10 protein-coding genes are annotated in these 11,354 nt (G+C 67.8%); 1 reads left to right on the top strand and 9 read right to left on the bottom strand.

Annotation, left to right across the window (positions count from 1 at the left end; translation table 11 throughout):
• Positions 1–8: 8 nt before the first annotated feature.
• Together eda and edd are read right to left on the bottom strand one after the other, a co-directional pair.
• Complete coding sequence (gene eda, locus BCO18175_RS24745; protein WP_174985024.1) at positions 9–635, bottom strand: bifunctional 4-hydroxy-2-oxoglutarate aldolase/2-dehydro-3-deoxy-phosphogluconate aldolase; 627 nt, start codon at positions 633–635, stop codon at positions 9–11.
• A gap of 19 nt (positions 636–654) precedes the next feature.
• Positions 655–2,511, bottom strand: a complete 1,857-nt coding sequence (gene edd, locus BCO18175_RS24740; protein WP_174985021.1) for a phosphogluconate dehydratase — start codon at positions 2,509–2,511, stop codon at positions 655–657.
• A gap of 282 nt (positions 2,512–2,793) precedes the next feature.
• Between edd and BCO18175_RS24735 the strand changes: the two genes are divergently transcribed.
• On the top strand, positions 2,794–3,642 hold the full coding sequence (locus BCO18175_RS24735; protein ID WP_011350936.1) for a MurR/RpiR family transcriptional regulator: 849 nt from the start codon (positions 2,794–2,796) through the stop codon (positions 3,640–3,642).
• Between the two features lie 96 nt (positions 3,643–3,738).
• Here BCO18175_RS24735 and BCO18175_RS24730 read toward each other — a convergent pair whose 3' ends face one another.
• The 7 genes from BCO18175_RS24730 to BCO18175_RS24700 form a co-directional block, all read right to left on the bottom strand.
• Positions 3,739–4,161, bottom strand: a complete 423-nt coding sequence (locus tag BCO18175_RS24730; protein WP_011350935.1) for a CopD family protein — start codon at positions 4,159–4,161, stop codon at positions 3,739–3,741.
• A gap of 19 nt (positions 4,162–4,180) precedes the next feature.
• The gene (locus tag BCO18175_RS24725; protein WP_174985018.1) at positions 4,181–5,452 is read right to left on the bottom strand and encodes a glutamate-5-semialdehyde dehydrogenase; all 1,272 of its coding nucleotides are present in this window, start codon (positions 5,450–5,452) and stop codon (positions 4,181–4,183) included.
• 141 nt (positions 5,453–5,593) lie between these two features.
• Positions 5,594–6,688: a DNA polymerase III subunit delta gene (holA, locus tag BCO18175_RS24720; RefSeq protein ID WP_027788384.1), complete on the bottom strand. Its 1,095-nt coding sequence runs from the start codon at positions 6,686–6,688 to the stop codon at positions 5,594–5,596.
• Positions 6,689–6,706: 18 nt separating this feature from the next.
• Positions 6,707–7,261, bottom strand: coding sequence for an LPS-assembly lipoprotein LptE (locus tag BCO18175_RS24715; protein ID WP_174985015.1), 555 nt, complete (start codon positions 7,259–7,261; stop codon positions 6,707–6,709).
• Positions 7,262–7,299: 38 nt separating this feature from the next.
• On the bottom strand, positions 7,300–9,894 hold the full coding sequence (leuS, locus tag BCO18175_RS24710) for a leucine--tRNA ligase (protein ID WP_174985012.1): 2,595 nt from the start codon (positions 9,892–9,894) through the stop codon (positions 7,300–7,302).
• Positions 9,895–10,185: 291 nt separating this feature from the next.
• Positions 10,186–10,647, bottom strand: coding sequence for an ExbD/TolR family protein (locus BCO18175_RS24705; protein ID WP_059706681.1), 462 nt, complete (start codon positions 10,645–10,647; stop codon positions 10,186–10,188).
• Between the two features lie 24 nt (positions 10,648–10,671).
• Positions 10,672–11,340, bottom strand: coding sequence for a MotA/TolQ/ExbB proton channel family protein (locus tag BCO18175_RS24700; protein WP_174972064.1), 669 nt, complete (start codon positions 11,338–11,340; stop codon positions 10,672–10,674).
• Positions 11,341–11,354 lie beyond the last annotated feature (14 nt).

The following is an 11,354-nucleotide window of genomic DNA, read 5'->3' as shown; positions in this document are numbered from 1 at the left end:
TACAAGTCTTAACGGGGGAGCTGGCTCGCGGCTTGCGCGAGGCGTGTGACTTCGGCCCAGTCCTGCGCGGCGAGCGCGGCTTTCGGCGTGAGCCACGAACCGCCGACGCACACGACGTTCGGCAGCTTCAGGAAGTTCGGCGCGGTCTCGACCGTGATGCCGCCGGTCGGGCAGAACTTCAGCGCCGGGAACGGGCCGTGGAACGCCTGCAGCATCGGCACGCCGCCCGCCTGCTGCGCGGGGAAGAACTTCACGATCTCGTAGCCGAATTCGAGCGCCTGGATGATGTCGCTCGGCGTCATCACGCCCGGCAGCAGCGGCAGGCCCGCGTCGAGCGACGCGAGGTGCAGCTCTTTCGTCAGGCCCGGCGACACGCCGAACTTCGCGCCCGCGCGCTTCGCCTGCTCGCAATGCTCGGGCTTCGTGATCGTGCCGACGCCGACGACGATGTCGTCCGCGAGCTGGCTGGCGCGCTGGATCGCTTCCAGGCCGGCCGGCGTGCGCAGCGTGATCTCGAGCACCTTCATGCCGCCGGCGTGCAGTGCACGCGACACGTGTTCGCCCTGCTCGACCGAGTCGAATGCGAGCACCGGGATGACCGGGCCCAGCTTCACGATTTCAGCAATCGTCTTCATTGAATTGGCTCCTTGAAATTCATGCGGCGACGTGGGCGGCCGTTTCGCCGACCAGCGTGCCGAAAACCGATGCGCCCTGCTCGGCCGGCGCGGCGGCCGCGCGGAACACGCCGAACAGTTCACGCCCGAAACCGACTTCGTTCTCGGCCTGGTGCAGCGGCTGCGCGACCGGACGCGCCTGCCACTCGGCGGCGTCGACCTCGATGTCGAGCACGCCGGCTTCCGCGTCGATCACGAGCGTATCGCCCGTCTTCACCTTGCCGAGCGGGCCGGCCAGCAGCGCCTCCGGCGACACGTGGATCACGGCCGGCACCTTGCCCGACGCGCCCGACATGCGGCCGTCGGTGACGAGCGCGACATGGAAGCCCTGATCCTGCAGCACGCCGAGCAGCGGCGTCAAACGGTGCAGCTCGGGCATCCCGTTCGCACGCGCGCCCTGGAAGCGCACCACCGCGACGAAATCGCGCTTCAGCTCGCCGCGATCGAACGCTTCCTGCACGGCTTCCTGCGAGTCGAACACGATCGCGGGCGCCGTCACCTTGCGGTGCTCGGGCGCGACCGCCGAAATCTTGATCACGCCGCGGCCGAGGCGGCCTTGCATCAGGCGCAGGCCGCCGTCCGGCTGGAACGGCTCGCGGATGCCGCGCAGCACCTTCGTGTCGTGGCTCTCGGCCGCGCCGTCGACCCACGTGAGCTTGCCGTCGATCAGCTTCGGCTCCTTCGTGTAGTGCGACAGGCCACGGCCGGCGACCGTCGTCACGTCCTCGTGCAGCAGCCCGCCTTCGAGCAGGTTGCGTACCAGGAAGGCAACCCCGCCCGCCGCGTGGAAGTGGTTCACGTCGGCCTTGCCGTTCGGGTAGATCTTCGCGAGCAGCGGCACGACGGCAGACAGTTCGTCGAAGTCGTTCCAGTCGATCAGGATGCCGGCCGCGCGGGCGATCGCGACGAGGTGCAGCGTGTGGTTGGTCGAGCCGCCCGTCGCGAGCAGCGCGACGATCCCGTTGACGATCGCCTTCTCGTCGATCACATGGCCGATCGGCGTGTAATGGCCGCGCTCGACGGTCAGGTCGAGCACGCGGCGCGCAGCCTCGGCGGTGAGCGCGGTGCGCAGCGGCGTGTGCGGATGAACGAATGCCGAGCCCGGCAGGTGCAGCCCCATCAGCTCCATCAGCATCTGGTTACTGTTCGCGGTGCCGTAGAACGTGCAGGTGCCGTGGCCGTGATACGCGGCCGATTCGGCTTCGAGCAGCGCGTCGCGGCCGACCTGGCCGGTCGCGAACTGCTGGCGGATCTTCGCCTTGTCGTCGTTCGACAGGCCGCTCGTCATCGGGCCGGCCGGCACGAAGATCGTCGGCAGGTGGCCGAACTGCAACGCGCCGATCAACAGGCCCGGCACGATCTTGTCGCAGATGCCGAGGCAGAGCGCCGCGTCGAACATGTTGTGCGTGAGCGCGATCGCCGTACCCATCGCGATCGCCTCGCGCGAGAACAGCGACAGCTCCATCCCCGGGTTGCCCTGCGTGACGCCGTCGCACATCGCCGGCACGCCGCCCGCGAACTGCGCGACACCGCCGTTCTCGCGTGCGGCTGCCTTGATGATCTCGGGGAAATCCTTGTACGGCGCATGCGCGGACAGCATCTCGTTGTACGAGGACACGATGCCGATGTTCGGCTCGCGGATCGCCTTGATCGAGAACTTGTCGCTGCCCTCGAGGCCCGCGAAGCCGTGCGCGAGGTTCGCGCACGACAGCGCGCCGCGTGCCGGGAACTTGCCCTGCGCGCCGTCGATGCGCTGCAGATAGGCGGAACGGGTCGATTGGCTGCGGGCGATCACGCGTTCGGTGACCTTCGCCAGAGTGGGGTGCAGCGACGTCATGCTGGGCGCTCCTGTATGCCGGCCGACACCGGCGGTTGGAATCGTGGGGACGGTCGAACGCGTCGACAGAACGAAGTCAGTCTAGTAGAAAAACTACATGCATGCAATGCAGATTCATCGACCCGCAACCCTTATTCCCGCTACCAGTAAGGCGATACCTAGTGAAAACCCTAATCAACTCCATCGAATGCACCACGCCGGCGCTAGCATTTTCTTGTAGATTTTCTACAATTCGATTGCGATACACTCGCTCATCCGAACCCGATTTCCACGTGCCGTCCCATGCTGCCCCGCATTGAAGCGATCCGCGCCGAGTTGCGCCCGTCCGAGCGCAAGCTCGCCGACTACATTCTCGCCGCGCCGCGCGAGGTGCTCGACCTCGCGATGACCGAGCTGTCGACCCGCGCGGGCGTCAGCCAGCCGACGATCGCCCGCTTCTGCCAGGCGCTCGGCTGCAGCGGCTTTCGCGAATTCAAGATCCGGCTCGCGCAGAGCGTCGCGCCGGGCGTGTCGTCCGTCTATCGCGACGTCGAGCCCGACGAACCGGCGCCCGGCATCATCGGCAAGGTGTTCGACCGCACGATCGGCGCGCTGATCGAGGTGCGCAACAGTCTGTCCGCGGGCAGCGTCGCCGATGCGATCGCGCTGCTGTCGAATGCATCGCGGATCGAGTTCTACGGCGCCGGCGGCTCCGGCATCGCCGCGCAGGACATCCAGCACAAGTTCTTCCGGCTCGGCGTGCCGAGCGTCGCGTATTCGGATCCGCACACGTTCTCGATGTCGTCGGCGCTGCTCGGCCCGCATGACGTCGTCGTCGCGATCTCGAACACCGGCCGCACGCGCGACATCGTCGATGCCGCGCGCTCCGCGCTCGCATGCGGCGCGAAAGTCGTCGCGATCACGCAGAGCCATTCGCCGCTCGCGAAGCTCGCGACGGTGAGTCTCGCGTCGAACGTTGCGGAGGAAACGGACGTGTTCTCGCCGATGACGTCGCGGATGTCGCATCTCGCGATCGGCGACATCCTCGCGGTCGGTGTCGCGCTGTCGCGCGGCCCCGCGCTGATGGAACGGGTCGGCCGCGCGAAGGAGGCGATCACGCGCCGCCGGATCGACGACGGCGCGAAGGATTGAGCAGCCACCGCACCGGCCACGCGTAAACGACGAACGGCGCCCCGTGGGGCGCCGTTGCGCATCAGGTGGTGCCGGCAACCGCGCCGGCGATGCCGCTCAGAACGGCTTGATCACGACCAGCGCGACCGCCGCGAGCATGCCGAGCACCGGCAGCTCGTTGAACACGCGATACCACTTGTCGGTGCGGCGGTTCTCGCCACGCTCGAACACCCGCAGCAGGTGCCCGCAGTACGCGTGATAGACGATGAGCAGCAGCACGACCGTCACCTTCGCGTGGATCCAGCCCTGCCCCTGCCCGATGCCGATCGACAGCCAGAGCCACAGCCCGCAGGCCAGCGCCGGCACCGCGATCATCGTCATGAAGCGGAACAGCTTGCGCGCCATCAGCAGCAAGCGTCGCACGGCGGCCGGATCGGTTTCCATGGCCAGGTTCACGTAGATGCGCGGCAGGTAGAACAGCCCTGCAAACCACGCGGCGATCAGAACGATATGGAACGTCTTGACCCAGAGCATCGCCATCGGTTGTGTGCCTCGCTTTTTACTGGCGGCCTTCGCCGTGTCCGAGCACGACGTACTTCAGCGACGTCAGCCCTTCCAGGCCGACGGGGCCGCGTGCGTGCAGCTTGTCGTTCGAGATGCCGATTTCCGCGCCGAGGCCGAATTCGAAGCCGTCCGCGAAGCGCGTCGACGCGTTGACCATCACGCTCGCCGAATCGACCTCGCGCAGGAACCGCATCGCGCGGTCGTGATCCTCGGTGACGATCGCATCCGTGTGGTGCGAGCCGTAATGGTTGATGTGCTCGATCGCGGCGTCGAGGCCGTCGACGACCTTGATCGCGAGCACCGGCGCGAGATACTCAGTGTGCCAGTCTTCCTCGGTTGCATCGACGAGCGGGCCGACGCCCGCATCGGCGAGCACCGTGCGCGCGGCCGCATCGACGCGCAGTTCGACCTGCTTGTCGCGATACAGCTTGCCGAGCGGCGGCAGCAGCTTCGCCGCGACACCGCTCGAAACGAGCAGCGTCTCCATCGTGTTGCAGGTGCCGTAGCGGTGCGTCTTCGCGTTGTCGCAGACGGTCAGCGCCTTGTTCAGATCGGCGCGATCGTCGACGTACACGTGGCAGATGCCGTCGAGATGCTTGATCATCGGCACGCGCGCCTCGTTGATCAGGCGCTCGATCAGGCTCTTGCCGCCGCGCGGCACGATCACGTCGACGTACTCGGTCATCGTGATCAGCTTGCCGACCGCCGCGCGATCGGCCGTCGCGACGACCTGCACCGCATCCTGCGGCAGGCCGGCCGCTTCGAGCCCTTCGCCGATCAGCTTCGCGAGCGCCGCGTTCGACTCGAGCGCTTCGGAGCCGCCGCGCAGGATCGTCGCGTTGCCCGACTTCAGGCACAGCGCAGCCGCGTCGATCGTCACGTTCGGGCGCGATTCGTAGATGATGCCGATCACACCGAGCGGCACGCGCATCTGGCCGACCTGGATGCCGCTCGGGCGGTACTTGAGGTTGCTGATCTCGCCGATCGGATCGGCCAGCGACGCCACCTGGCGCAAGCCTTCGACCATCGTCTTCAGCGCCTTGTCCGACAGCGTCAGGCGATCGACGAACGCCGCATCGAGACCCTTTTCACGGGCACGGACGACATCGCGGGCATTCGCATCCTTCAGCGCCTGCGCGTCGCGTTCGATCGCACGCGCCACGGCGTCGAGCGCCGCGTTCTTCGCGGCCGTGCTGGCGCGCGCCATCGCGCGGGAAGCGTGCCTGGCGCGACGGCCCAGGTCGGTCATGTACTGATCGATATCCATCGTGTGACTCGAGAAGCGCGCCGCGCTGGGCGGCATGAATTCGTGGGGAAGCGTGGGCAGCGGCGGCCGACGGGCCGCGCCAGCAGCTATCGAAACATTGTAAGCGGGTTGCGCAGCGCGCGCTGAAGGCCCGAACGGGACTTAGCGTCGCACGCGACCCGCGGTCGGCGGTCGCTCGCCGCGGGCACCGGCCACCGTCATCGCGAGCTGGAACAGCCCGTCCCACGGATCGGGCGGCGGCTCGTCCTGCGTGCGGCGGCCCGGCACGACGGCCGTGAGCCCCTTGACCTGCCGGTCGAGCTTCGCGGCAAACGCAAGCGCCTTCTCGAGCACGGCTTCCGACACGCGATTCAGCGCGGGGCCGATCAGCCGCTCGCGCGGCCCCCACACGCGGTTCTCGCGCAGCAGCGTCGCGAGCGGCTTGCCGGCCGTCGTGCCGCGCTTGATCCGCAGCAGCGTGCGCAACTCCTCGACGACGGCCCACATCACGAGCACGATCGCCTCGCCCTCGCCCTTCAGCCCGTCGATCATCCGCGCGAGCCGCGCGGCGTCGCCGGCGAGCATCGCTTCATTCAGCTTGAAGACGTCGTAACGCGCGACGTTCAGCACCGCGTCGTGCACCTGCTCGAACGACAGTGCGCCTTGCGGATACAACAGCCCGAGCTTCTGGATTTCCTGGTGCGCGGCAAGCAGGTTGCCCTCGACGCGCTCGGCGATGAACTGCAGCGCGCGCCGCCCGTCCTCGCCGGGCGCGGCACGCTGGCCCTGCATCGCGAGGCGCTGGCCGATCCAGTTCGGCAGCTGCGCGCGGTCGACCGGATCGATCTTCAGCGCGACGCCGCCGTTCTGCAGCGCGGTGAACCACGCGGATTTCTGCGTGGCCGCGTCGAGGCGCGGCAACGTGACGAGCATCAGCGCGTCGGGGTTCGGCGTGGCCGCGAGCGTCTTCAGCGCATCGGCGCCTTCCTTGCCGGGCTTGCCCGACGGAATGCGCAGCTCGATCAGCTGACGCTCGCCGAACAACGACATCGCCTGGGTTGCGCCGAGCAGCACACTCCAGTCGAAGCCGCGCTCGACCGTATGCACCGAACGCTCGGTGAAGCCGGCCGCGCGCGCGGCCGCACGAATGCGGTCGCACGCTTCCTGCGCGAGCAGCGGCTCGTCGCCGTAGACGGTATAGAGCCCTGCCAACCCCTTCGCGAGGTGCGGCTCCAGCGCATCAAGTCGCAGTTGCATCGATACGTGCGCCGTCGATCAAAGCGGCGGCGGCGGCAGCGGCGCGCGCGGCGCGACGCCCGGCACCACGTCTTCCGGCGCCGGCGTCAGCGAATGGACGATCGCGAGACGCCGCATCAGCTGGTCGACTGCGTCGCTCTGCATGTCGGCGTACAGGATGTCGGCTTCCTGCGCCTTCGCGTTCGTATACTGATCGCTGTACGTCATTGCGCGGTTCAGCGCGATCACGCTCGGCGGAATCAGCACGGTGCCGTCCTTGCTCGTCAGCGTGTAGTTCAGCGTATAGAACAACGCGTATTCCTGCGCCGAGCCGTACTTGTTGAGCGTCAGCGTGTTCTGGCCACGCGACTCCCACATGCGCAGCACGGCATCGGCGTCGTCCGCCAACTTGACGATCTTCGTGTCGCTGCCAGCCTCGACGAGGCGCACGAGGCGCGCCTCGACCGGCGCCGGCGCGCCGGCGATCAGCAGGTGCTTGAACGCGTAGTCCTGCTGGCCGCGCAACTGGAAGCCGCATGCCGACAGCGCGACCGCGCTGCCGACAGCGAGCATCAAAAACGATCTGCGGATCACCTTCGCTCCTTCTGGGTACGTCCGACGGCCAGCGGCCGTCAGACGACGATGTTCACGAGACGGCCCGGCACGACGACGATCTTCTTCGCCGGCTTGCCGTCGCTGAACTTCGCGAACGCGTCGTCGGCCACCGCCGCGGCTTCGATCGCGTCGCGGCTCGCGTCCTTCGCGACCTTCAGCGCGCCACGCACCTTGCCGTTCACCTGCAGCACGAGTTCGATCTCGGCCTGCTCGAGCGCGGCCTCGTCGACCTTCGGCCACGGCGCGTCGAGCAGCGGGCCGAATTCGTCCGCGTAGCCAAGCGCCTTCCACAGCTCGAACGTGACGTGCGGCACGACCGGGTACAGCACGCGCAGCAGCACGCCATACGTTTCGCGCTGCACGCCGGGCGTCGCGCCCTTCGCGCCGTCGATCGCGTTCAGCATCTTCATCGCGGCCGACACGACCGTGTTGTACTGCAGGCGCTGGTAGTCGAAATCGGCCTGCTTCAGCACGCTGTAGATCTCGCGGCGCAGCGCCTTGTCGGCTTCGCCGAGCGCGGCCGCATCGAAGCCCGCGCGCGCAGCGAGCGCCTCGCGGTTCGTCGCACCGAAGCTCCACACACGGCGCAGGAAGCGGCTCGCGCCTTCGACGCCCGCACCCGACCACTCGAGCTGCTGCTCGGGCGGTGCGGCGAACATCGTGAACAGGCGCGCGGTATCCGCGCCGTACTGGTCGATCAGCACCTGCGGATCGACGCCGTTGTTCTTCGACTTCGACATCTTCTCGATACCGCCGAGCACGACCGGCTGGCCGTCCGTGTTCAGCGTCGCACCGACCGGGCGGCCCTTGTCGTCGAACGCGACCGTCACGTCGGCCGGGTTGTACCAGGTCTTCTTGCCGGAAGCGTCTTCACGGTAGAACGTCTCGTTCAGCACCATCCCCTGCGTGAGCAGGTTCTTCGCCGGCTCGCCGAACTTCACGAGGCCGAGGTCGCGCATCACCTTGGTCCAGAAGCGCGAATACAGCAGGTGCAGGATCGCGTGCTCGATGCCGCCGATGTACTGATCCATCGGCATCCAGTAATCGGTGCGCGCGTCGACCATCGTCTCGGCGTCCGGCGCCGTGTAGCGCGAGAAGTACCACGACGAATCGACGAAGGTGTCCATCGTGTCGGTTTCGCGCTTCGCGGCCGCGCCGCACTTCGGGCACGCGCAGTTCAGGAACGCTTCCGACTTCGCGAGCGGGTTGCCCGAGCCGTCCGGCACGAGGTCTTCCGGCAGCACGACGGGCAGATCCTGCTCGGGCACCGGCACGTCGCCGCACGACGGGCAGTGGATGATCGGGATCGGCGTGCCCCAGTAGCGCTGGCGCGACACGCCCCAGTCGCGCAGTCGCCACGTGACCTGCTTGTCGCCGAAGCCGCCGGCGTTGAGATCGGCCGCGACGGCGTCGACGGCTTCCGCGTAATGCAGGCCGTCATACTTGCCGCTGTTCACGCAGACCGCGGTTTCCTTGTCGCCGTACCACTCCTGCCATGCGTCGAGCGAGTACTGCTGGCCTTCGGCCGAGATCACCTGCTTGATCGGCAGGTCGTATTTCTTCGCGAACGCGAAATCGCGCTCGTCGTGGCCCGGCACGCCCATCACCGCGCCTTCGCCATAGCTCATCAGCACGTAGTTGCCGATCCACACCTCGACCGGCTCGCCGGTCAGCGGGTGCGTGACCGAGAAGCCCGTCGCGACGCCCTTCTTCTCCATCGTCGCAACGTCGGCCTCGGCGACGCCGCCGCGCTTGCATTCGTCGATGAACGCGAGCAGTTCCGGCTTGTCCTGTGCGAGGCGCGTGGCGAGCGGATGCTCGGCCGCGACCGCGCAGAACGTGACGCCCATGATCGTGTCGGCGCGCGTCGTGAACACGCGCAGCAACTTCTTCTCGCCGTCGAGTTCGTACGGGAAGCCGAAGTTCACGCCGAAGCTCTTGCCGATCCAGTTCTGCTGCATGATCTTCACGCGCTCGGGCCAGCCAAGGCCGTCGAGGTCGTTCAGCAGCTCATCCGCGTACTGCGTGATGCGCAGGTAGTACATCGGGATCTCGCGCTTCTCGACGAGCGCGCCCGACCGCCAGCCGCGGCCGTCGATCACCTGCTCGTTCGCGAGCACGGTCTGGTCGACCGGGTCCCAGTTCACGGTGCCCGTCTTCTTGTACGCGATGCCCTTCTCGAGCATCTTCAGGAACAGCCACTGGTTCCACTTGTAGTAGTCGGGCTTGCACGTCGCGATTTCGCGCGACCAGTCGATCGCGAGGCCCATCGACTGCATCTGGCCCTTCATGTAGTCGATGTTGTCGTAGGTCCACTTCGCGGGCGGCACGCCGTTCGCCATCGCGGCGTTTTCGGCCGGCATCCCGAACGCGTCCCAGCCCATCGGCATCAGCGTGTTGTAGCCGTTCATCCGCAGATAACGGTACATCACGTCGTTGATCGTGTAGTTGCGCACGTGACCCATGTGCAGCTTGCCGGACGGGTACGGCAGCATCGACACGCAGTAGAACTTCGGCTTCTGCGAATCTTCCTGCGTCTTGTAGGCATCGGCTGCGCGCCAGTCGCCCTGGGCGGCGGCTTCGACGTCGGCGGGTACGTATCTCTCGTGCATGGTGTGGTTCGGACTAGGCTTTAAGCGGCGCGACGGCGCGCGCGCAGGAGTGGATCGAAAATCGTGCTTGCCCGGCGGACCCGCAGGTTCGCTGCTGCCGGACCTGTTCACGGTTTCCGGGCATTTTCCGGGTAACCCGCAGCATGCCCGGGTAGCCTGGAAAATTCCGGGTTACCTGAAAAAGCCTGCCAACCGGGAAAAACGTTGATTATACCGCCCGCGCCGGCCCATTCGACCGGTCTTGCGGCGTGCGGCCCGATCCCGCGGCAGGGACGGGCCCGCCGGCTCCGCTCAGCGGTTGGCCGGCACGGCAGGCGCCGCCGCGGAACCGCCCGCCTGCGGCGGCACGTCGGTCACGAAGCCGATCCGCGTGAGGCCGGCGGCCTGCGCGGCGCCCATCACCTGCGCGATCACGTCGTAGCGGGTCGCACGCGACGCGCGCAGCCGCAGCTCGGGCGGCGCGCCGCCCGCGGCCGCGGCCCGGAAGCGCGCGGGCAGCGCGTCGAGCGCCACGGGCGCATCGTCCCAGTACAGCTTGCCCGCGTCGTCGATCGACAATGTGACGGATTGCGGCGTGTCGCGCGCGACGCTGGCCGCGACCTTCGGCAGGTCGAGCCGGATCGCGTGCGTCATCAGCGGCGCGGTGATGATGAAGATGACGAGCAGCACCAGCATCACGTCGATCAGCGGGGTCATGTTGATCTCCGCCATCGGCGCGGACGTCTTGTGGTGCTCGAGTCCGCCGAATGCCATGGTCGCTCCTCCGGAATGGGCGCGTCAGGCGTCCTGCGCGCACACGAACACGTGCAGGTCGCGCGCGAAGCCGTCGAGTTCCTCGGCGAGCTGCCGCACGAGGCGCCCGAGGATGTTGTAGGCCAGCACCGCGGGAATCGCGACGACGAGCCCGAACGCGGTCATGATCAGCGCCTCGCCGACCGGCCCCGCGACATTCTCGATCTGCGCCTGCCCGCTCGCGGCGATGCTGCCGAGCGCATGATAGATGCCCCACACGGTGCCGAGCAGCCCGACGAACGGTGCGGTGCTGCCGATCGACGCGAGCAGCACCTGGCCGAATTCGAGACGCCGCTGCGAGCGCAGCATCGCGTGCCGCAACGCGCGCAGCACGCGTTCGCCGCGTTCGACGCGCGCGGCCAGCGCGGCCGGGTCGTGGTCGCCGGCCGCATCGCGCGCGGCTTCGGCGAGCGGCACGAACACGCGCTCGCGATCGGCGCCGGCGAGCGCGGCAATGCCCGCGTCGAGCGAAGGCGCGCGCCAGAACGCGGCGAGCGCGCGCGGCCCCTGCCGCTTCGCGCGGACCAGCAGCCAGGCCTTCATGAGGAGGAAGCACCAGCTGGCGACGGACATCGCCAGCAGCACATAGGCAACGGCATGCGTGATCGCATCGCCGCTTTCGAGGTAGTGGACAACGCCGGTGGGTATCGCCATCGGAGTTTCCCCGT

The sequence above is a fragment of the Burkholderia lata genome (assembly GCF_902499335.1).
GTDB lineage: Bacteria > Pseudomonadota > Gammaproteobacteria > Burkholderiales > Burkholderiaceae > Burkholderia > Burkholderia lata_B.
This window is presented reverse-complemented; position numbering and strand designations above follow the sequence as displayed.